20 protein-coding genes are annotated in these 20,014 nt (G+C 60.0%); 2 read left to right on the forward strand and 18 right to left on the reverse strand.

The window, feature by feature from the left end; genetic code table 11:
• Nucleotides 1–2 precede the first annotated feature (2 nt).
• The 12 genes from HK23_RS00970 to HK23_RS01025 form a co-directional block, all read right to left on the reverse strand.
• Nucleotides 3–2,501, reverse strand: a complete 2,499-nt coding sequence (locus HK23_RS00970; RefSeq protein ID WP_086652528.1) for a TonB-dependent receptor — start codon at nucleotides 2,499–2,501, stop codon at nucleotides 3–5.
• A 5-nt stretch (nucleotides 2,502–2,506) separates the two neighbouring features.
• A complete protein-coding gene (locus tag HK23_RS00975) occupies nucleotides 2,507–3,769 on the reverse strand; it encodes a cation:proton antiporter (RefSeq protein ID WP_063909058.1) in 1,263 nt (420 codons plus the stop codon).
• A gap of 30 nt (nucleotides 3,770–3,799) precedes the next feature.
• Complete coding sequence (locus HK23_RS00980; RefSeq protein ID WP_086652575.1) at nucleotides 3,800–4,240, reverse strand: hypothetical protein; 441 nt, start codon at nucleotides 4,238–4,240, stop codon at nucleotides 3,800–3,802.
• A 205-nt stretch (nucleotides 4,241–4,445) separates the two neighbouring features.
• Nucleotides 4,446–4,868, reverse strand: a complete 423-nt coding sequence (locus HK23_RS00985; RefSeq protein WP_086652529.1) for a hypothetical protein — start codon at nucleotides 4,866–4,868, stop codon at nucleotides 4,446–4,448.
• Nucleotides 4,869–4,967: 99 nt separating this feature from the next.
• Nucleotides 4,968–7,430 (reverse strand): hypothetical protein, encoded by a 2,463-nt coding sequence (locus tag HK23_RS00990; RefSeq protein ID WP_086652530.1) that lies wholly within the window; start codon nucleotides 7,428–7,430, stop codon nucleotides 4,968–4,970.
• Complete coding sequence (locus HK23_RS00995; protein ID WP_063907822.1) at nucleotides 7,427–7,993, reverse strand: hypothetical protein; 567 nt, start codon at nucleotides 7,991–7,993, stop codon at nucleotides 7,427–7,429. Before HK23_RS00995 ends, HK23_RS00990 begins: the two co-directional genes overlap by 4 nt.
• An 11-nt stretch (nucleotides 7,994–8,004) precedes the next feature.
• Nucleotides 8,005–8,532, reverse strand: a complete 528-nt coding sequence (locus HK23_RS01000) for a phage fiber-tail adaptor protein (protein WP_086652531.1) — start codon at nucleotides 8,530–8,532, stop codon at nucleotides 8,005–8,007.
• Entirely contained in the window at nucleotides 8,529–8,957 is a 429-nt protein-coding gene (locus HK23_RS01005) for a hypothetical protein (protein WP_256939998.1), read from the reverse strand. Before HK23_RS01005 ends, HK23_RS01000 begins: the two co-directional genes overlap by 4 nt.
• A complete protein-coding gene (locus HK23_RS01010; protein WP_086652532.1) occupies nucleotides 8,957–10,000 on the reverse strand; it encodes a hypothetical protein in 1,044 nt (347 codons plus the stop codon). The genes HK23_RS01005 and HK23_RS01010 overlap by 1 nt, the downstream gene beginning before the upstream one ends.
• Nucleotides 9,997–10,572, reverse strand: a complete 576-nt coding sequence (locus HK23_RS01015) for a DUF2612 domain-containing protein (protein WP_086652533.1) — start codon at nucleotides 10,570–10,572, stop codon at nucleotides 9,997–9,999. Before HK23_RS01015 ends, HK23_RS01010 begins: the two co-directional genes overlap by 4 nt.
• Entirely contained in the window at nucleotides 10,572–11,816 is a 1,245-nt protein-coding gene (locus tag HK23_RS01020; protein WP_086652534.1) for a baseplate J/gp47 family protein, read from the reverse strand. The genes HK23_RS01015 and HK23_RS01020 overlap by 1 nt, the downstream gene beginning before the upstream one ends.
• Nucleotides 11,788–12,141, reverse strand: coding sequence for a hypothetical protein (locus HK23_RS01025; protein ID WP_086652535.1), 354 nt, complete (start codon nucleotides 12,139–12,141; stop codon nucleotides 11,788–11,790). The genes HK23_RS01020 and HK23_RS01025 overlap by 29 nt, the downstream gene beginning before the upstream one ends.
• A gap of 335 nt (nucleotides 12,142–12,476) precedes the next feature.
• Here HK23_RS01025 and HK23_RS01030 point away from each other — a divergent pair, with 335 nt between their 5' ends.
• Nucleotides 12,477–14,600, forward strand: a complete 2,124-nt coding sequence (locus HK23_RS01030; RefSeq protein ID WP_086652536.1) for a catalase — start codon at nucleotides 12,477–12,479, stop codon at nucleotides 14,598–14,600.
• A gap of 113 nt (nucleotides 14,601–14,713) precedes the next feature.
• Here HK23_RS01030 and HK23_RS01035 read toward each other — a convergent pair whose 3' ends face one another.
• From HK23_RS01035 to HK23_RS01050, 4 genes are all read right to left on the reverse strand, one after another.
• Nucleotides 14,714–15,400, reverse strand: coding sequence for a Gp138 family membrane-puncturing spike protein (locus HK23_RS01035; RefSeq protein WP_086652537.1), 687 nt, complete (start codon nucleotides 15,398–15,400; stop codon nucleotides 14,714–14,716).
• On the reverse strand, nucleotides 15,397–16,299 hold the full coding sequence (locus HK23_RS01040) for a baseplate hub protein (RefSeq protein WP_086652538.1): 903 nt from the start codon (nucleotides 16,297–16,299) through the stop codon (nucleotides 15,397–15,399). The genes HK23_RS01035 and HK23_RS01040 overlap by 4 nt, the downstream gene beginning before the upstream one ends.
• A 59-nt stretch (nucleotides 16,300–16,358) precedes the next feature.
• On the reverse strand, nucleotides 16,359–16,709 hold the full coding sequence (locus tag HK23_RS01045) for a phage baseplate plug family protein (RefSeq protein WP_086652539.1): 351 nt from the start codon (nucleotides 16,707–16,709) through the stop codon (nucleotides 16,359–16,361).
• 361 nt (nucleotides 16,710–17,070) lie between these two features.
• Nucleotides 17,071–17,616: a DUF4142 domain-containing protein gene (locus tag HK23_RS01050; protein ID WP_086652540.1), complete on the reverse strand. Its 546-nt coding sequence runs from the start codon at nucleotides 17,614–17,616 to the stop codon at nucleotides 17,071–17,073.
• A gap of 430 nt (nucleotides 17,617–18,046) precedes the next feature.
• Here HK23_RS01050 and HK23_RS01055 point away from each other — a divergent pair, with 430 nt between their 5' ends.
• Nucleotides 18,047–18,538, forward strand: coding sequence for a hypothetical protein (locus tag HK23_RS01055; protein WP_086652541.1), 492 nt, complete (start codon nucleotides 18,047–18,049; stop codon nucleotides 18,536–18,538).
• Between the two features lie 86 nt (nucleotides 18,539–18,624).
• On the opposite strand, the gene HK23_RS01060 is transcribed toward HK23_RS01055, so the two are convergent.
• On the reverse strand, nucleotides 18,625–19,005 hold the full coding sequence (locus HK23_RS01060; RefSeq protein WP_256940001.1) for a hypothetical protein: 381 nt from the start codon (nucleotides 19,003–19,005) through the stop codon (nucleotides 18,625–18,627).
• 199 nt (nucleotides 19,006–19,204) lie between these two features.
• Entirely contained in the window at nucleotides 19,205–19,981 is a 777-nt protein-coding gene (locus tag HK23_RS01065; RefSeq protein WP_086652542.1) for a phage baseplate protein, read from the reverse strand.
• Between the last annotated feature and the right edge of the window lie 33 nt (nucleotides 19,982–20,014).

Raw genomic sequence — 20,014 nt, forward strand, 5'->3', positions numbered from 1 at the left:
CCTCAGAAGCCGGTGGAGGCGGTAAACAGGGCTGCAAACCCGCCGCCCACGTAGTAATCCGGCGCGCTGCCTGCAATGGTGGTGCCGTAGCGGCCCGTGGTGTCCTTCGCGTTCAGCGTCGGGTCTGCCACGCCGGACAGGTAATGCTGGTTGCTGATATTGATAAAGTTCATGCGGAACTCCGGTTTGTGCAGCATGGCCACATCAGAAAGCCGGTAGCCCACGGCCAGATTGCCCGTCACGTGGTCGGACATCCGTTCATCATTCATGAACGTGGCATATTGGTGGCCCGTATATTTGACGGTCGCGGTGCCGAAGAAGTGCCCGTCATCATAGGTCAGCCCCGCAGCGGCCTGAAGCGTGGGGCTGCGCACGGCGGTCTTGCCGCGTGTGGGCAGGAGGTCACCGTTGGCGGCAATGTCATTATCAATGGTGGCGTGCAGATACTCACCCGAGACATACGGGCTGAGGTGATGCCAGGGCCGCAGGCCAAATTCCACATCCACGCCCCGGCTGGTCTGGCCACCTGCGTTCATGGTGGACTGCACGAAGGAGCCGTTTTGTGACGTCAGCGTTTCCACCTGCCGGTTTGTAAAATTGTAGTTAAACAGCGTCACGCTGCCGACAAACCGATCATCCGCATACCGATAGCCCAGCTCTTCCGAGATGGAATATTCGTTCTTGACGTTCGTGGTGCCCTTGTTTTCCGTCTGGCCGGAGGTGGGGTCAAACACATCATACAGCGCGGTTTCCGCCGGAGTGCGGAAATTGGTGGTCGCGCTGAAAAAGACCTGATGATGCGGCGTAATCTGGAAACGCGCAGCCAGACGCGGCAGCGGCACCGCACTGTTGGTATTGGCGTGGTAGGCCGCCCCCGGCATGGCGTTGGTGCCGGTGCGGGTCATCATCACTTCCTTAAAGCCTGCCGTCAGCAAAAGCCGGTCATGCAGCAGGGAAAGTCGATCCCCCAGAAACAGCGCGTTAGTCTGCGTGATGGTGTGGTTATTGGTGCCGAGCAGCAAAGACCCATCGGAGAGGTGAATCCCGCTCCCCCCGCCATTACCCCAGATGTTGGACGCATAGCCTCCGTCCGAAATAGCGGTGAATTGCTGCTTCTCGTTATCGTCGGAATAGTCGTACCAGTAGCCCAGAACGAGATCATTCACGCCGCGCTTCCACTCCATTGCGGTGGTAAAGCCGGAGCGATAGCTGCGCTGCGTGTAATCCGCCCGCACGGTGGCCCAGCCCTCCTGCGTGCTGGGGAGCGTGAGTTCATCCGCCAGAGGTTGCGTGCCGTTATACAGGCCGGAAGTCGGAATTTGCGTGCCACCGGGGGCGTTCCCGTACGCACCCTGCGCGTAGGGCGTGGCCTTGAGCGTCAGCCCGCGTGTAAGGTGCAGTTCCACCGGGGCGGCCAGATACAAAGTGCGCTCGGGCTGGCGATAAAGCCGCCAGTAATCCGTGCCTGCGGCTTCATTATTCACATCATACTGTCTGGCCAGATTGTTTGCGCCGTGGATGCCGTCCTGCGCCCAGCTCTCTTTGGAAACCTGCGGATAATAGCTGTCGATCGCCTGATTCCATGAGCCGAGCAGAGACGCCGTATTGCCGCGCCCCCAGTCCTTTTGCAGCTTGAAGTCCACATGCTGGCGCACATCCCGCCCCGGCCCGCGCCAGTTATCGGTGGCCCCATGAGAATAGGACACAAAGCCGCGCAGGCCGGTCTTGCCGATCTCACCGCTATCCAGCCGGATAAATTCCCGATTGGTGTCATAGGAGCCATAGGAGATGTTCACCATCCCTCCGGCTTTTTCCGCCGGGGTGCGGAAGCGCAGGCTCATCAGCCCACCCGCTGCGTTCAGAACCGGGCTGTCCAGATCCGCCGCACCTTGCTGGAGGGCAATGCTGTCATAGTTCTCGCTATCGGCAAACTGGCTGGGGTAGCCGGTGTAATAGGCAATATCGTTTAGCGGTGCGCCTTCCAGCACGTAGCCAATGGCATCCCCGTTCAGGCCGCGCACGGAAATATTGGTCTGTGGGGAAAAGCCCAGCGGGTCGGAGGACGCGACATTGGCCCCCGGCAGCAGGGCCACCAGATCAAACGCCGTGGCGGAGGGGGCCTGCCGGGCAATAAAGTCCGCCCCCACAACACTCATGGCCTTTGGCGCATCCTGCGGCCGCAGCAATCCGCCGCCCGCATGCAGCGCCACCGGGTCCGCATGCACGTCAATCTGCTCCGCCCCCTGCGCCTGCACCGGGCCGAATGCCTTCGCCCCAGACGCACCCTGCGCATGGGCGGAACGGGTGACCTTGCCAGCAGAGGCACTTTTGCCTCGGGCCTGCGGAACGCGCTGTTTGGTAGCCTCCGGTTCTTCCGCCCGCACGCTCCCGGCTGCCCCCACGGCATCCGTTGCGGTCTGCGCCAGAACTGTACCGGGCAGCGCACCGGAAAAAACAACAGTGGCCAGCAAGATTGGCCGTGCATGAGCGCGCACCCGCATGGGGGTTATCCTTCCTTTGATCCGGTCTGGCTGACTGGATAAAATGCCCGCACCAGAGGCTGCATGCTCAGCCCCTGAACAAGAATGGTAAATGTTATTACAGTATAACAGACGCACAGCAGCAGGTCATGCTCAGGGCCGGCTGGCAAGCTGAGGACCAGCGCAAGAGAAATGCCGCCACGCAGGCCGCCCCATGTCAGCACGGCCAGCACACCCAGAGCTTCCCGCCCCACCAGATACAGCGGCAGGGTAGCCAGCAGCACGCTCGCCCCGCGCACCAGAACGGAGAGCGGGATGGCCACCGCCGCAGCCCACACAAACGGCCAGTGGAAAGACAGCGCGAGCACCTGAAAGCCAATGACCACAAACAGCAGCGCATTCAGCACTTCATCCACCAGCCCCCAGAAGGCCGGAATTTCGGAGCGGCCCTCCGGCGTGAGGGCGGCCTGTGCGGTAGGCGTGCCCATAGCCAGCCCTGCGGTGACGGCGGCAATGGGGCCGGACATGCCAAAGGCTGCGGCCAGACTATAAACACTCGTGGCCAGAGCGAGAGAAATCAGCAATTCTACATGGTGGTCCCGCGCGGCCCGCAGGCCCAGCAGAGACACGCCGCCGCCCACCAGACCCAGCAGCAGCCCGCCACCCACTTCCCAGCCAAACGGCTCAGCAAGGCCGGCCAGATGGACGGAGCCGCCCTGTGTTGCAATGCCGAGGGCGACGGTAAAAATCACCACACCCACGCCATCATTAAACAGGCTTTCCCCCGCAAACAGGGCCTGAAGCGGGCCGGGCAACCCGAGCCGCCGCAACATCCCCACTACGGAGACCGGGTCCGTTGGGGCCAGAATAGCCCCCAGCACCAGACACCATGCAAAGGAGACCGGCAGGCCCAGCAGGCCAAAAACACCCCACATGGCAACGGCAAAAAGCACGACCGCCAGCAGCGTGCCCAGCACAGCGAGTGCCAGAACGGAAAAGCGCCGCCCCCACAAATCCCGCGTATCGACGGCCTGTGCCCCGGCAAACAACAGGAATACCAGCAGGCCATCCAGCAGGGTGTGGGGCAGATCAATCTGTGCCAGCACGGCCCGCGCCCGCTCAAGCCCGGCCCCGGGCATCATGGCTTCCGCCAGCATCAGGCCGCCGGAGGCCAGCAGGGAGATGATCAGAATACCAATGCTCATGGGCAGGCGGAGTAGCCTGTCATTCAGCAGGGCGAAGACGGCAGCCAGCGTCATCACCAGAGCAAACAGGGCAAGTGGTGTCATGAGACAGCCTCCTTCTTATCTTAAGGCGCGCTATCCGCCGGACGGCTTGCCGTTCTGACCTTCCACATCCACAAAGGTCTGGTCGGAAATGGACACATTTTCCAGCTCTGGCCGTTGCAGGGCTTCCGAGGCACTTTGGGCGAGGCCTGCCGTGCGGTCCTTCAGGTCCGCCAGTTCTTCCCGCACGTCGGAGAGGATTTCCAGAAGAGCCTGATGGTCTTCCGACGCCCGCCTGTCCGCCCCGCGGCTGAGCACCGCATTGCCCACCATCAGCGCCGGTAACGCCACAAGCTGGATACAGTTGCTAATATAAAGCAGGGTATTCTGCCATTGCGGCATCAGCACCGGGATGAGCGAGAACACAAAAAACACGTAAACGCACCAGATGCTGCCAAACAGCATGGTCATCTTGACGGCGATGCTCTCATTCGCCCGGTCCAGAACGGCCTTGAAACTTTTTTCCACTGACATCTCTGCCCCCTGCCCTTTTGTCTCATCCGGCCAGAGTTTCAGGCCGCTCTGCCTGTGCAGGCAGGGGGTGGGGTGTACCACACTGTTTTCCAAAAGTCCGCAGGGTGGTCCGGACGGGTTCCCGCAGGAAGCCCTGCCCGCACGCTTACCCCTGCCACCGTTGCGGCAGGGGCGGCGTTACGGGCAAAGGCGCACGGCTGAAACCTCAGTCGTTATTAACGGCTACATGCAGGCGGAAAAATGCCGTCTGCCCTTTATGGGGGTGAATGGGAGAGCGCTTCTGATAAACCCCGACCGTGTAAAGGCCCGCAGAAGAGGCCTCACCGGTCCACCTGTCGGGCTGCGGGCTCCCCGCACTATCATAAACCACGCTGCCAGACGGGTCTTTTACAAAAAAGTAAATGCCGCTTTTGCGGGAATGGCACTGGATATTCAGCTTCTGCCCTTCCTTGACGGGCACATGAAACGGAACAGTGCCAGCGCCTTCCAGCGTGCCGGACACGACTGTGCTGGGCACATTGGGGGCCAGATGCACGGATCGGGCCAAAACGGGCGTCGGTGCCTGCAGAGCAGCGCTCCCCAGAAGGATGCCTCCTGCAAGCAGGGCAAATCTTGTTTTTCTTCTCATGCTGCCTCTCTGCCTTCATGTCTTGTGCGCAAAGGTCGGCACCAGATTACAGGAGAGCGTGCGGGCGCATCAAGAAGAACCGGGCATGCCATAAAACCGTCACGGCATGGCGTTCAACGCCGCCAGTTTCCAGCCCGCGGAGGTGTAAATGGCCGGGGCGTCATCATCCGCATCATAAAGCGTGGTGCCAATGGGCAGGTTGCTCATGCCTTTGATGGCCGCGCGGGAGAAAGTAGGCAGACGGATGCCGCCAGCGGGGGTTAGCGCGCCGCTCAGAGTTTCATTCCCTGCCGTGTCCAGCAGGCGCAGGGTGGTGCTGCCGTTGGCATCCCGCAGGCCCGTTGTGGTGTAGCCCGTGGTGATCACCCCCGTTGGCTCCCACGCCACAGCCTGCCCGCTGCCAAATCGCACCGCCTGCGGCGTGGTCAGCCCGGACAGATTGATGCCGATACCTGCCGTGCCGTTCAACGTAACGGCGCTGGCTGAGGCATTGTTCATGGTGGTGGTCATGCCGCTGTTCAGGCTGCTGCCGGTCAGCGTTTCATTCCCGCTCTGGTCCAGTGAGCGCAGCGGTGTTCCGCCCCACGTATCCTGCAACTGCCCGCTGGTGAAACGGGTTTGCACGGTTGCTGTCTGCTCCCATGATACATGCTGCCCTTCCGCCATGCGTAACGCATCAGATGCGGCAAGACCGGTCGTGTCTACCCCGATAGCGGCTGTCCCCTCCGCCACAAATGCGGCGGCGGTGGGCTGGCTGAGGCTGACGACTGTCTGGCTGTTATGGGCCGCACCGGTAATGGTCTCATTGCCCTGTGTATCCAGCGTGCGGGCAACCCCTGCGGCAACCTGATCAGTGAGTTTACCGTCTGCAAAACGTGTTTGCACAATAGCCGTCGGTTCCCAGGAGAACGCCTGCCCTGTGCCCAGCCGCACGGCTTCCGGCGTGCTCAGGCTCGTCAGATTGAGGCCAATGAGCGCCTGACCACCCAGTGTCCACGCAATACCGCTCCCGGGGTTGGCAATGGCGGTCGTCACATCCCCGTTCATCCCAACGGAAAAAAGTGGCGTGGTGTCATACCAGTAGCGCAGGGTATAGGCGGCGGAATCAAACTGAAAATGCGGCTTGTGGTCATCACTAAACGCAAGGTTGCGGTTTGCGCCGATATTCAGAACCGGGGCGTTATTGACCGGTGTGCTGCGGGAGAGATCAATGCCCGCCGTATCAAACCGGCCTGCGGCGTCAATCATGATGCCATAGGCGCTGGTGCTGTCATTATTCCCCAGCGCAATGCCCTTTCCCACCCGGCCCGGCGTTCCGCTGCTGTCGGCTCCGGCAATCTGAAGCTGGAGGCCGATGCGCCAGTTATTGGGGTCATCCGCGTTGGCATAGACATCAATTTCCCGCCCCACCAGACTGCCGGCAATATTGGACGGCTGGCCGGTGTCATCACGGGTTTCATCATACCCGGCCCAGATCTGGGAGCGTGACCCTTTGCCATCCGCCAGCGCATTGGCGGGCCGCTGCGCCAGACTGGCCTGCGCCACATGCTGCCCGCCCCCAAAGGCTGCGCTGTTCAGCACCGTGGAATGGCACCAGACATAGTCATTCAGTGCGGCCCCCACGGAGGGGATGGTGCAGTTGCCCTTTTCCAGATTCATCACAAATCCGGTTGTGCCGCCGGAATGGGTGATATCCAGATCCTTCCGCAGCACGGGGGCCATGTCCGCTGAGGTCTGGCCACGGGCAAAATATTTACCGCCTTCCAGCGTGCTTTCCAGAACGTCCGTGCCCAGAGTGGTCAGCGGACCGCCATCAGCCTGCAAGGTGCCGTTAGCCTGCCACAGGTTGGGCGTGCTGCCGGTGGGCAGAGCCGTGAGCGTCAGCTTACCTGCGGGAAGCTGAATGACCGCCCCGGCGGCTGCGGCGTTTTTGGCGGCCTGAAGGGCAGCGGTGTCATCCGTTCTGCCGTCCAGCGCCAGACCGAAATCCTTTGCGTTTAACTGGTCCGCAAACCGTTCCGCCAGCGGCCTGCCCACGGCTCCGTTTGCGCCAATTTTTGCCGTCGCGGTGGAGAGGTCACCCGAGACAGGGGCCGTCATCGCACCATTGGCGTCCAGCGCCGCCACACCGTTGGGCGCGCCTTTATCGGACTGCTGCACGCTGCCATCGGCCATAGCGCCAATCTGCCCGATGGTGGCGTTCTGCCACAAAGCGGGCACACCTGTTGCGGCATCCAGCCCGCCCGGTGGCCGCGTAGGCACGTAAGAAGCTACGCTGCTTGCCAGAGATTTGGCCATAAGCGCGCTGCGCAGGAGCGTGGGTGTTTGCGCAGATGCTACCGTGCCGGAACCGGACGGTGTGGACGGGGTAGCGATCTCCGCCGCAGTTGCAGAGAGCGTGGAAAGCTGACTGGCGGACGCAGACGCCGTGGCCTGCCATGCCGCCTGATATTGCGGCAGCAGGTGGTTGGGCCGGGCAGATGCTGCACCCTCTGCTCCCGCCAGAACGGCTGCCCCGGAACACAGGCTGAGAAGAAAACGTGTTTTGAGAAGAGGGCTCATGAAGACGTGCCTTGAGAAATACAAAGATAGCCGCCGTTATTCCACCAGACGCCGCGCAGGCCGGGGTCCGTGGTGGGGAGGTCCATAGCCATCAGCACATGCCCATCCTGCACGCCCAGACAGTCCAGCCCGCCCAGCACCAGATTGCCATTGGATGAGAGCGTGGCGAGACCATTGGGAATACCCTTCTGATCAGCCACCACGGTTGCTGCGGCGTCCGATGCGTGGGCGACGGCTGTTTGCGCCTGTGTTGCGGCGTCCTGCGCCTGTGTGACGAGGGTGGAAACGGTGCCGCTCACCTGCCCGCTCTGTGCATCCACATAGGCCTTGTTGACCAGATGCGCGGCATCTGTCGGGGCAAGGGCGCAGCTCAGCAATCCTGTGAGGGTGTCACCCGTTTTAGAGACAGCGCCGGTCCAGATGGCAGACTGAGGCACAAACTGCCCCTGCCCGTTAAAGATGCCAAAAACAAGATCAGCCGGTGCGGGCTGAGGTTGCACCGGCAACGCCGAAAGCGGCATGCCACTGGGTGTGGATGCCGTGAAACTGCTTGACCCGGACATGGGTTCTCCCGCTATGCGATAAGATAAGGGGTTCCGGACGGGCCGGTGAGGATTCCGCCCCCCGGCAGCGCCATAGCGTTAGGCGGAACCGGGGTGCCATCTGCCAGACACGGGACAGGCTGAGGCGCTGTGGCGGGTGTATCTGCCAGAATGGCTACGGCCACCGGCTGCACAAGGCTACGCCCCTGCTGCGTGGTGACGGACACCTGAACCTGCTGCACCGTGCCTGGTGGCCCACCCCCCAGAAAAATGCAGGCCATGCCGTGCAGCACGGTAGCCCAGAGAACAGTCAGGTCCGTTGATGCACCGGTGGCTGTCAGAACACTGGCGGTGACGGAGGCCAGGTAATCCCCTGTTCCGTGCAGCCAGTTTTTGGGGTTGAGGGTGAAATCCAGATTATCACCACTGGCTTTGGGCGCCCATGCCAGACAGACTTCCTGCGCGACCAGACCACGCAGGCGCAGACCCGGCGGAAGGATGAGCGGCAGCATACGCGCCGGGGCGGGCCGCCAGTTGGGGGATGGCAGAGGGGCCGTCATGCCGGGGCCTGCGGGAGTGTTGTGCTGGCAGTATCCTGCCCCTCCGCAATGGCGCGCAGTGCTTTGAGGTAAGTGACCCATACGTCCGGGGTCGGCTCATTCATTACCCCATACTCCGCCCACATGGTCTGGCGGGCGGCCACAAGTGCGTTCTGAGCCTGTGTTACAAGCGGCACCGGCTGAACGGGAGCCGTATAATCAATAACTTTTCCATTCAGCACCCCGCGTCCGCCGGGCAGGCGGAAGCTGGTGGTGTTGGCCCAGTCTTCCACACTGATGGGGATCAGACTGGCAGCAGGCGGCACAGCGGCAAGGCTGCTCATGCTCCCTGTATCATACCAACCCGTAACCGGTGTGGGCTGCGGGGCCGTAGTGTCATAGGCCGCATAATAACGGTCTGGATACTCTGTTTTCACATCTGTCATTATTTTGGCCCTATCACGATGATATTGGCTGGCCCCTGATGGTTGCGGGGGCGGACAAACAGGCCGGTCGCTGTTGCGCCGTAACACCAGTAATCGGTGTCCGTCACATCATCGCTATTGCCGCAGGAATTGGCCTGATAGAAAACGGGGGTTCCTGAAAAGGCGACGGGGAATGTTACCCATGTTCCAGCCGTTGTGCCGTTCCCGACACTCGCCTGAAACGCTTGTATGCGGTGGCCATAGGCCAGATTGATCACCCGGCCATCTGCTGTGCCGAAATCACTGTTATAAAGACCAGCGGAAACGTATGAGTTCAGGTCTGACGTGTAAGCAATGTCTCCGTACTGGCTGTCATTGATCCGCCGGTTCTGGCCCCACTGGACATAACGCCATGAACCATCTGTAAATTGCAGGGACAGAAGGGCCCGGAAAGTCGTGCCCACTTCTTCCTGCAAGCCGACAAGAAACTGGCCACCCCGCCCTTCTGCTTTGGAGGCAAAGCTGGGATAGTTGATATAATCCCCCACCTGCGGGTTGGTGGGGATGGCCTGCGCGGTCAGGCCGCCAAACCCTTCCACCACCACCGGACCGTTGACGCTCAGCCAGGAGACCGTGCCCCCGGATAACGGCAGATAGCCGGTAAACAGGTTCTGCCATGCGGCACCCTGCGCACCGGGCATGGTAACGTTATCATCCGCAGTGGAAACCCAGAATGTACCGGGTGTTGTGCCGGACACAACCGCACCGGCCGGATAGCCACCAATGGCCTGCGCAAACCCTGCGTCAAACGTTCCCCAGCATCCGGCCTGATAGGCACGCAGGATTTTGGAAATCAGGTTGAGCAGGCCGTTCATGTCCTGCCCGCGCGGGGGCACCCCCCCTGCGGAGCGGGCAATGAAGGTTTCTGGTGGGAAACCCAGCGCCAGCGAGGCCGTGCCATCCCCCGAGTGCGCCTGTGTTGTGGGAATGGTTGCAATATCACTGGCCGCAGCGCTGTCTGCAATGGGTGTTGCAAGGCGTGTGGGGAAATCAGACTGCTTCATGCATGCCCCCTGATGGCGTAAGAGACGGCCACTCCGGCCGGGCGCGGCAGGACGCCGCTACTTTGAATGATGGAAACCTGCACATCTGTCGGGATAAAATTGAAAACGTAGGTCATGCTCATGTCACCGTGGTCTTCCACCCACGCATCGCCCTGCCCGGCAAACAGCGCCATGAGAAGACGGTTCAGGCTCAGGACGGACCCATCCGTGATGTTCGCCATCGCTTTGGCGTAAATGAGCTGACGAAAGCCCTCATCCGACAGGCTGACATTGCTGCTGGTGGCGGTGCCTTTATACCAGGGGGCTATGTTAAAGCCTTGTTCGGTCAGATCCGACGCTTCTGCAAAGCCTACGAAATTTTCAGAGGAAATAGTGAGGACGCGTTGCACGCCCACAATCCGCCCCCACACATCCAGCCCGTAGCCCTGTGCCGTGGCGATGTTCCAGATCTGGTCATACCACTGGTCAATGAGCGTTGCGGGGTCAAACGCCTGATTCCAGGCGGTGATAAGGGCGTTCAGGCTGGGGGCGCAGGCATATTGTGACAGGACCGTTTTCTGCACGTCCTGCATTACACCAGTTCCACACTGATGGTGCTGGCATCCAGCGTCGGGATCTGGTCGGCCTGCATCTGCACGGTAAAGCCGGTGGGGTTTGGGCTGGTGCCAACCGTGATTTCCGTAATCTGCACCCATGAGCCAAGGCCCGCCACCGCTGCATAAAACCGGCTGGCATAAAGAGTGCAGCCAATGCGGGCGCGGGTGCCCCCGTCATCCCCCAGAAAGGCGGATTGCACGGCGGCCTGAGCCTCTGTGGTCACTGTAGCGGGTACGGCAGCGGAAGACGCGAGACGCACCGTAACATAAACCGGCGTGGGCGCTGGCCTTTGAAAACTGACTGTATAGCTGGGCAGTGTTGCGTAGGTGCTGGATGGGTCCGCCACAGTGACGGTGGTATTGCCGTTATAGGCGCAGCCCGGTGGCTTTTTGCGCAGAATGGCCAGAGCAATATCCGCATCTGCCCCGCCATGAGCGCAAACATACAGGCTGTGCGGCGCAAGCGTCACGCCGTTGACGGTGACATTTTCAGCCGTGCTGTTATCCGTCACATAAGCATCTGTCACACCGGAGACGGCCTGCACGGCGGCAGAAATAGCGTCCAGCGGACCAATGGCGTTGACCGCGACTGACGTTTTGCGCCGGGCCTCAAAGGCGGCGCGACTTTCCACAGCGCGGCCTGTGACACCGGCAGCGGGATTACTGACCGCACTCCATCCCGCCACGGACTGGCTGATGGTGACACTCCCTGCCGGACAGACCACCTCCCCCGCACTGGTGCAGGTAAAACTGCCTTGCGCGGTGCCCGTGGCATCCAGCGTGAGGGCATTATCTGCCGTATAGCTGTTGCCGGACTGATCCTTGATGAGCGCGCCTTGCGGGATAACCGTGCCCGCCGCGCCGGTGCAGACACAGGTGACGGTTGTGGGCGTGGCCGGCAGGCGGGACATGAAGTAAATGCGCCCGATGGCATCCTGCATACGGCCTTCAGCCCGGGCCGGGTCTACGCCGTTGGCGAGGGCGAGAAACTGGTCATACGCATCGCCCAGAATAGCCGTGAGCGACATCGCCAGTTGCCCTTGCGGGGTGGAGAGATCGGTATTGAGGGTATTGCCAAAAGCCGCGTTAATATCGGCAAGAACGCTGGCCAGTATGTCGGATTCTTCCGGCATCATGAAGCCCGTGGCGTCCAGCACCGGAGCCGGGACGGATGTGGTGCCTGTGGCGGTGTTAGAGGCTGACAACGGTCTGGCTCCCATCAGTAAGGGTTAACTGGATGATGCCGGACAGGCGGCGGGCCGGGCTGAGGCCGGTGAGTACGCACACGGCCTGTGCAACGCCATCCACACTCAGGGCGGTTTGCTCCACATCGGCCCGGAACAGGGCAGCGGACTGGGTGCGGCCGAGAATGTTGGTGAGATACGGCAGGCCGAGAGCCGTGTTGTACCAGCACTCCCCCAGAAACACGCGCACCGCACAGGCGACGTTCTGCGCAACGGCATAGGGTGCGGACGCCACGGCAAGACTGCCACTGGCATCGACCACCAGATCCCAGGTTGATCGGTCGAGAAGCAGGGTTTGCATCTGGCGTATTCTCTGCATGTTTGGATGTGTGGATATGGGGGCGGACCCAGTATGCGCGGACGCTAGAAGTGACCACGCGGGGGCGCAATCGGACGGGTTTCTTACAAAAGTGAATAGGTTTTATCCGCAAGGCGGCTGGGATGGTCTGGCAACTTTACCGTCGGCACAGCGTTGTTATGGCAGATACGCGATGGATCGGTTTTTGGAGGAGGTCTGCACGGGCCTGAATCCTGCATGTCTGCAAGGGTATGCAGACAAGGTCAGTGATCAGTTTTTCTTAAGACTTTCTTAATCGCGCCATCGTTTTTTATTTCAGCAGGCAAAGGCACACCATCATGAGCGCCAAATCAGCCCATACAGACAAGACCACCGTAAAACTGGGGGAAGAAACCGTACAGCGCGGCACAGGCGGGGAAACCCACCAGACCGCAGGCGGTGATGTTCCCACCCTGACAACCCAGCAGGGCGTTCCGGTCTCTGACGACCAGAACACATTAAAAGCAGGTGCGCGCGGCCCGAGCCTGATGGAAGATTTCCACTTCCGCGAAAAGATTTTCCACTTCGACCATGAGCGCATCCCCGAGCGCGTAGTCCATGCCCGTGGCTACGGGGCACATGGTTTTTTTGAACTGACACATTCCCTTTCCAACATCACCAGCGCCGACGTGTTGCAGCGTGAGGGTGAGCGGGTTCCGGCTTTTGTGCGGTTCTCCACCGTGGCGGGCAGCAAGGGCTCTACCGACCTTGCGCGTGATGCGCGCGGCTTTGCCGTCAAGCTTTACACCAAGGAAGGCAACTGGGACATTGTGGGCAATAATATCCCGGTGTTCTTCATTCAGGATGCCATCAAGTTTCCGGACATGGTGCATGCGGTGAAGGAAGAGCCGGACCGGGCCTTTCCGCAGGCGCAGTCCGCGCACGATAACTTCTGGGACTTTATCTCCCTCACCCCGGAAAGCATGAACATGATCATGTGGGTGATGTCCGACCGTGGCATCCCCCGCTCCTTCCGCTTTATGGAAGGGTTTGGTGTGCATACTTTCCGCTTTGTGAATAAAGCGGGCCAGTCCACCTACGCCAAATTCCACTGGAAGCCGAAAATGGGCGTGCAGTCCGTCGTGTGGAACGAGGCGCTGAAAATCAGCGGGGCGGACCCGGATTTTCATCGTCGGGATTTGTGGAACGCCATTCAGGCCGGGGATTTCCCGGAATGGGAGCTGGGTGTTCAGCTGTTTGACGATGAATTTGCCGACAAGTTCGACTTTGACATTCTCGACGCGACCAAGCTGATCCCCGAAGAACTGCTACCGGTGCAGCCGGTGGGACGTCTGGTGCTGGACCGCATGGTGGACAACTTCTTTGCGGAAACCGAGCAGGTGGCGTTCTGCACCCAGAATATTGTGCCGGGCATTGATTTTACTAATGATCCGCTGCTACAGGGCCGTAACTTCTCCTATCTGGACACGCAGCTGAAGCGTCTGGGTGGGCCGAACTTTACGCATATCCCCATCAATGCGCCCAAATGCCCCTTCCATACCCTCCAGCAGGATGGGCACATGGCCATGCACAACCCGAAGGGGCGTGCAAATTACGAGCCGAACTCCTGGGGTGGTGAAGCCGGTGGCCCGCGTGAAAACCCGCAGACGGGGTTTAAGACATTCCCCTCTGAGGTCAGCGGCCTGAAGGAACGGGTGCGTTCGGAGAAGTTTGCGGACCATTACAGTCAGGCGCGTCAGTTTTACAAAAGCCAGACCGAAGTCGAGCAGACGCATATCCAGATGGCCATCACCTTTGAACTCAGCAAGGTGGAAACCCCGGCTATTCGCAGCCGCGTTGTCTCGCACTTGCTGAACATTGATACGGGTCTGGCCAAAGCTGTGGCGGAAGGTCTGGGTCTGGAAAAACTGCCGGATGCCGCACCGCCTGCACGGGCTGTGGTGGATCTGCCGCCCTCACCGGCTCTGAGCATTCTGAAAAATGGGCCCAAGAGCTTTGCGGGTCGCAAGATTGGCGTGCTGGCCACCAATGGTGCCGACGGAGCCGTGCTGGAAGCTCTGCAGAAAGCAGCCAAGGCCGAAAGGGCTGAGGTCGAGATTGTCGCCCCGCAGATTGGCGGGATTACAACCTCTGACGGCAAGCATGTGCCTGCGGCCCAGCGCGTGCCGGGTGGTCCGTCCGTGCTGTTTGATGCGGTGGTTCTGCTGCCGTCCGAAGAGGGCGCGAAGCAGCTTGCGCAGGATTCCGATGCACGGGATTTTGTGACGGATGCTTATGCCCACGCCAAGTTTATTGGCTACGCTCCCGCAGCCCTGCCGCTGCTAAAGCGCGCCGGTGTGGTGGATGACGCCGTCGATGATGGCGTGATTGCGCTAAAAGCCGGTAAGGATGCGGAAGGGTTCATCAAAACCTGCCGCGACCTGCGCTTCTGGCCGCGTGAAGCCTCTGTGCATGCGGTGTAAGGTGCCACACGCGGCAGTGACGTCTGAACACTGAGACTGCGCAGTAAACACGATAAGAAACGCGACCATGGTTTTGCCTGTGGTCGCGTTTTTTTATGCGGTGCGTGCTGCGGTTAACCCTGCGGGGTGCCGGTGGTCCCGGCACCAGGTTGCACGCCGGGGTGGGTGTGTTGGGTAAGAGAGATGCCATTGGCGGTGGCGTCCTGCGAAACGGTGAGGCTGCCCTCTATGGAGACGGGGCCGGTAATGTGGGTCGTCTGGGCGTCAATACTGAAGGTGCCAGACGTTTTCAGCGTAATGCCGTTTTCACTGAACCAGAGATACTCCTGTGGCGTGCCGTTGAGGAAGCCGCCGATATAGAGGGCGTCCGCCATGTTCTGCTGCCTGAACGAGCCGGGGGCAGCGCTGGCGCGGGCGGTTTTGACGTTGAAGATATCGCGGTCCGCTATAAGGGCGAGGCCGATATCCCCTTCCATTGGGTCCAGAATAACGGCGCGGCTTCCGCCCTGTAGCCTGAAATACGGCACATTATACAACACGCCGTGCGGCATGACGCTACCAGAGGCGTCCTGCTGATGCACCATAGGCTGCACATCCACCGTGCCAACCGGGTTGAGCCCGGCCCCGGAAACAGCCTTGACCTGCACAGGCACAATGGTGCGGCGGCCGGACAGCAGACGGGCGATGACAGTGCTCAGAGCATTGAAGTCTGATGCTGCGGCATCGGCCCGGTTGAAAATGGGGTAGCCGCTGGCGGGAGCCTGCGGTGCGCTTTGTGCGTCGGTGTTGGGCTGGGTCATGCTGTGGGTTCCCGATAGGCCTGCGCCACGATGTCCGTAAACCATGCGCCGTGGGGTGTTTCTGTTTGCAGGGTGTGGCGCACCTGAGAGGCGCCCCACAACCCGACAGGCACCGGGCCGTTCTGCTGCCCCCATCCGGCGGGCTGGTAGCGGCTGTGCAGGGCGATCAGGCTGTTAAAGCTGACAAGGGGATTGAACAGCATCCGCAAAGCCAGCCCACCAGCGGACCAGGCCGGGTAGCCGATCAGCCCGGTTTCTGCGGAGACCGACAGGGCTTGTGTGGCGGAAACCGTCGCTGGCCAGACCGAAAGCTGGCCGCGCCCCAGACCGGCGCACAGGGGCACGGTTTCCAGACACTGGCTGAGTTGCTGGCCGGGGCTGCCGTGGAAGTACGGGTCATGCAGCAAGGTAGTGACGCCCTGATTATGCAGGGTCAGCCCGGCCTTGCTGGCAATGGTGGCGAGCACCTGCCCGGTGGAGACTGCGCCGCGGTAGCCGGTGGGGGTGGCCGTCATGGCGTTTGGCAAAACTGTAGAAAATGCTTGTGCTACAAAGGCGACATTGGGAGCGTTGGTATAATCCACATAGGCCAGCGTCACACCGCCCTGAAAAATAAGGGCGCTGCCCCCTGCCCCGTCCTGCGTTGTGAGGATGAGTTCACTCGCACTCTGGCGTGTGGGGTCCGGGGCGGCCATGCTCAGGCGGTTCATGACATCCGGGGTCATGCCTTCAATCCGCACCGTCGCACTTTCTGCCGTGGGGAAGCGGGCCTGTGTCACCTCGGCATGCACGCGCAGGCCGGAAAGCGTGACTGTGTCCTCCCCATTAGGGCCGAACGCCTGTGAGAGCAGCCGGAATGTCACATCCACGGCGCGGTTCTGGAGCGTTGTTTGCGACATGGTGCGGGAGTTTCCGGAATGAAGGACAGCGGAGGATCAGGGCTGGGGGATGGGCCTCGTCAGGAAGGCCAGCCGGGGCGGTAGAGGAGGAGGAAGCGGGAGCCAAGGGCGGTGGTGTCCGGGTTTTGCTGACCTTGTGTATCAGCAAACAGAAAGTCTCCGGGCAGGCCGATGGCGGCATCCCGCACCAGCCATGTGCGGTCCTGACACAGCACGCCGGAAAGAAAACGCGTGCTGTTGGCGTCAAAATCCGCATACAGGCCAGTGCTGCGCTGGCGCAGGGTGATCTGGATCAGGGTTCCGGACAACGAGACTTTCAGCGTCTGCGCCGGGACGGCGGTTAGCGGCACCGTGAGCAGAGAGGCTGTGGTGGTGGGGGAAAGCGACGATTGCAGTAGGGCTGTGGACATAAGGAAGCCACTCCGGTTGTGCGGGCGTGGAGGGAGATTTTTGTTTTTGGAAAATCAGATTTTTGTAAGCCGATATCTGACTTCTGGTGATTTCAGGGAGAGTTAGAGCGGATGTGTATGATGACGCACAGGCGCGAGCTGAGAGCTTCCAACTTCTGAAAGAAAGCTGCTCTTTTCTACTCTTTTGCAATCATCTCCACAGGCACCCCTGTTGAAACAACAGAGGAGAGATTATGCGCAATGAGGGGAGAATTTAGGGGGTGTGCAGACGGTCTGTGGCTCCGGGCGTGGTCGGCCGGGAGCCACAGGGTCAGAAAAGACATCTCATCCGGGTTGGGGGAGACGGTCTTTTAAAGCGGCTTTATTTAACCTGAGCTTCGTAACCGAGGAGTTTGGTTTTGAGGTCGGTTGCGAGCTTTACCAGATCCGCGTTTGTAGAAGTGGCGTTGCTGGCATCAATAAACAGGCTGGTCGTTTTTGTGTTGCTTGCCAGATAGCGTGCGTAGCTTCTGTCAAACGCTGCACCGTGCAGGCGCTGCATCTGATCAATAATCTTCTGGCTCTGTGCAGAAGGTTTTGCAGCCAGCGTTGCCGTGCCGGTGGTGGCCAGCGCTGTCAGCTTATCATGGTTGTCTGTCAGGTCTTTGACGATTGTCGGGCTGAGCTGCGCGATATCGCTGCGGGCCGCATGGGTTTTGGCAAGGTTTGCCAGCGCAATGTGGGTCAGCTCTACATCATTGAGCTTTGTGGCAAAGCTTGTATCCGCCGCCGTAAAGGGAGTGGGTTTTGCCAGCGCAGGCAACGGCGGTGCGGGCGGCTGACCGGGGTTCATGCAGGCGCTCAGCGCGAAAAGCGAGACGACGAGAGAGGAGCAGGCCAGCACCTGATGACGGGACGGAAGCAACATGATCAGCAAATTCTCCTTTGACCGCAGGGACCGTTTTGCAGGATGACCGAGGGTCTCAGACAGTACAATTAAACAACCCCATGATAATAGCGTATGATGGGGAGGAAAAGGCAAGACTAGAGAGAAACACTTTTCATCATAATCGAAATGATATAGAATTGACAATGCAATCAGGATATTAAGGCGATAGAAAGATATTTGTCAGAAAAGAAATATTTTACGAATTTTCAGATCTCTTGCATTGCAGAGAAAGAACACAGTATAGTAATAGCTCTCTACGGTTTGGTATAAGTATTTTGGACGTGGTGTGAGGATAGTCGAAAAAATGAAGTGTCGTCTTTTGGGTTTGTTTGCGGTCGCCTCACTCTCTGTCAGCTTAAGCGGTTGTGGTTATTTTGATTCACGCGCTGCTCATAAAGCACAAGTCACGATGATCGGGATGACCTCCTACGATCTGCAGGCCTGTGCTGGCCTCCCCGCCTCCACCAAACAGATTAATGATACGACGCAGATCTTCGTCTATTCCGGCACGCAGCCCGCGCCAAGCTATGGCGGGTCTACCCTTATTCCGGTTGGAGATATTTCCACCCTCATCAACGTGCTGGGCGGGGGTGGCGGCACGGGCTGTACTGCTGTGATCCGTCTGGATAATGACCGCGTGTCCGACGTGCATTATACCGGCAATGATGATGAAATGATTGGCACGGACGGCGTCTGTTCCATTATTACCCGTGGATGTGCGCGCCAGCCGGAAGGCACGATGCAGCGTTCTGCCGGTGGTATTCTTGGGGTTTCCGCTTTCCATCCGCCCCGTACGCCGCAGCAGTCTACATCTGCGACCTACTCCAAACAGTCCGGGAATGCTGTGCTGAATACAGACAAAAACTCCGCACAGCCCGCCATTGTGCCGCGGGCCCAGTAAAACACAGATTTAAAAATTTCTGGCTTATGCCGTGGGAGGGGGACTGTTGCTCAGGCGACATTCCCTCTTTTTCTTTATAGGGGTTATCAGTTTCTTTGTGGGTGTGCCGCAAGCCATGCCTGCAACTGGGAGGCCTGCGCATAGGCTTTATCCGTCACCCACCGCAGGGTTGTCTTGCCCTCTTCCGGCGTTAACGTGCCGGAATCCACGTCCTGCCCAACCTTCAGTGACGCCAGGTCGACTTGCAAACGCAGGCTGTACTGCGCGCCCATGGCCTCCGGCCCATAATGGGCATGGGCCTGATAGATGCAGTTGAACCGCTGATAGGCTGTCCCTTTTGCAAAGGGGTATTTAAAAAAACACTCGGAAACAGCGGCGTGCATGTCCCCTCTGCCATGATCATCCACACATCCTGATGCCAGAAGGCAGACAGAGACGGCGGCCAGACACTGTGTCCAGAGTGGCACACGCAGGCCTTTTATGTGCGTGGTTTTTTTAGGATGCGCTGGCCGGGTGGTTTTTGGAAAATGTTTCATGATCTGGATGGGTAAATCAAAAAAGGAATACGGAACCTTAAGAGATAAAGAGGATAGCTCCGAAAGACCAGAGAGAACCTGACCCGTCGGTGTCCCTGCCCGCGCAGGCTGCTGCGTGGTGAGCAGGCGTTTAAAGGGCGTTGCTGAGGAGGCTGGTAGCATCCAGTGTGCTGGTCTGGCTTGTGCCCGATGCTGGGGTGAGGGAGGAGGCGGATGTTTGCAGGGACTGAGCGGAGACCAGCCCGGTGCAGACTGTTCGGCTGCCCTGCGGGGCCTGCGTCTGAGTGAAACTTTGCGTGCCGGTCAGCCGCACTTCCTGCAAGGTGATTTCCACCACAGGCATGGTGATGCCGTGGCGGGCGTCTCGCACCCAGCGGTGGCCGGTAATGCTGACATTGCTGTATTTACGTTCCGGCGTGATGACGGCGTACAGAGACAGATCTGCTTCCAGCGCGGCAAGCGTATTGAAAAATGTCTTGCGCACATAAAGGGCTTCTATACCTGCAAGGCGTGTGAGGTCCAGACCGGAAAAGAGGGTCGCTTCCGTGCCGGACAGGCCGGTTTCCGAGCCATCGCACACCATCAGCACGCGATGCTGCCGGGGTGTCTGCACTTTGCTGTAGGAGAGAAACGCGCCGTCTTCCAATGGGGCGGTGGCAATCGGGCTGCTACTTTCTGCAGAGACTGACATGACACGGGCAGCGGACAGCACGCAGGTGCCGGTGGAGGTGAAAATGCCCCACTGACCTGCGGCCTGACTGATCATCAGATCATCCAGCACTGTGCCGAGACTGACGGACGCTGCGGCCCGCACACCGGCTGAAACAGACTGGCCCAACAGAGCAGGCACGCCGGCGGCAACGGGAATATCCCACACCGAAGGCAGGGTGACGGGCACCATGGGCATGGGAACGCTCCTTTTAAAACTGTTCTGTTTTCA

The organism is Acetobacter malorum (assembly GCF_002153605.1).
In the GTDB taxonomy this organism is placed as follows: Bacteria; Pseudomonadota; Alphaproteobacteria; order Acetobacterales; family Acetobacteraceae; genus Acetobacter; species Acetobacter malorum_A.

Bases quoted from the DNA above. Each gene is read 5' to 3' on its own strand.
- HK23_RS01025 (WP_086652535.1), bottom strand. From the start codon at position 12,141: ATGCAAACCCTGCTTCTCGACCGATCAACCTGGGATCTGGTGGTCGAT.
- HK23_RS01000 (WP_086652531.1), bottom strand. From the start codon at position 8,532: ATGACGGCCCCTCTGCCATCCCCCAACTGGCGGCCCGCCCCGGCGCGT.
- HK23_RS01010 (WP_086652532.1), bottom strand. From the start codon at position 10,000: ATGAAGCAGTCTGATTTCCCCACACGCCTTGCAACACCCATTGCAGAC.
- HK23_RS01065 (WP_086652542.1), bottom strand. From the start codon at position 19,981: ATGCCCATGGTGCCCGTCACCCTGCCTTCGGTGTGGGATATTCCCGTT.
- HK23_RS00995 (WP_063907822.1), bottom strand. From the start codon at position 7,993: ATGTCCGGGTCAAGCAGTTTCACGGCATCCACACCCAGTGGCATGCCG.
- HK23_RS01055 (WP_086652541.1), top strand. From the start codon at position 18,047: ATGATCGGGATGACCTCCTACGATCTGCAGGCCTGTGCTGGCCTCCCC.
- HK23_RS01045 (WP_086652539.1), bottom strand. From the start codon at position 16,709: ATGTCCACAGCCCTACTGCAATCGTCGCTTTCCCCCACCACCACAGCC.
- HK23_RS01015 (WP_086652533.1), bottom strand. From the start codon at position 10,572: ATGCAGGACGTGCAGAAAACGGTCCTGTCACAATATGCCTGCGCCCCC.
- HK23_RS00990 (WP_086652530.1), bottom strand. From the start codon at position 7,430: ATGAGCCCTCTTCTCAAAACACGTTTTCTTCTCAGCCTGTGTTCCGGG.
- HK23_RS00985 (WP_086652529.1), bottom strand. From the start codon at position 4,868: ATGAGAAGAAAAACAAGATTTGCCCTGCTTGCAGGAGGCATCCTTCTG.
- HK23_RS01050 (WP_086652540.1), bottom strand. From the start codon at position 17,616: ATGTTGCTTCCGTCCCGTCATCAGGTGCTGGCCTGCTCCTCTCTCGTC.
- HK23_RS01040 (WP_086652538.1), bottom strand. From the start codon at position 16,299: ATGTCGCAAACAACGCTCCAGAACCGCGCCGTGGATGTGACATTCCGG.
- HK23_RS00980 (WP_086652575.1), bottom strand. From the start codon at position 4,240: ATGTCAGTGGAAAAAAGTTTCAAGGCCGTTCTGGACCGGGCGAATGAG.
- HK23_RS01035 (WP_086652537.1), bottom strand. From the start codon at position 15,400: ATGACCCAGCCCAACACCGACGCACAAAGCGCACCGCAGGCTCCCGCC.
- HK23_RS00970 (WP_086652528.1), bottom strand. From the start codon at position 2,501: ATGCGGGTGCGCGCTCATGCACGGCCAATCTTGCTGGCCACTGTTGTT.
- HK23_RS00975 (WP_063909058.1), bottom strand. From the start codon at position 3,769: ATGACACCACTTGCCCTGTTTGCTCTGGTGATGACGCTGGCTGCCGTC.
- HK23_RS01005 (WP_256939998.1), bottom strand. From the start codon at position 8,957: ATGACAGATGTGAAAACAGAGTATCCAGACCGTTATTATGCGGCCTAT.
- HK23_RS01020 (WP_086652534.1), bottom strand. From the start codon at position 11,816: ATGGGAGCCAGACCGTTGTCAGCCTCTAACACCGCCACAGGCACCACA.
- HK23_RS01030 (WP_086652536.1), top strand. From the start codon at position 12,477: ATGAGCGCCAAATCAGCCCATACAGACAAGACCACCGTAAAACTGGGG.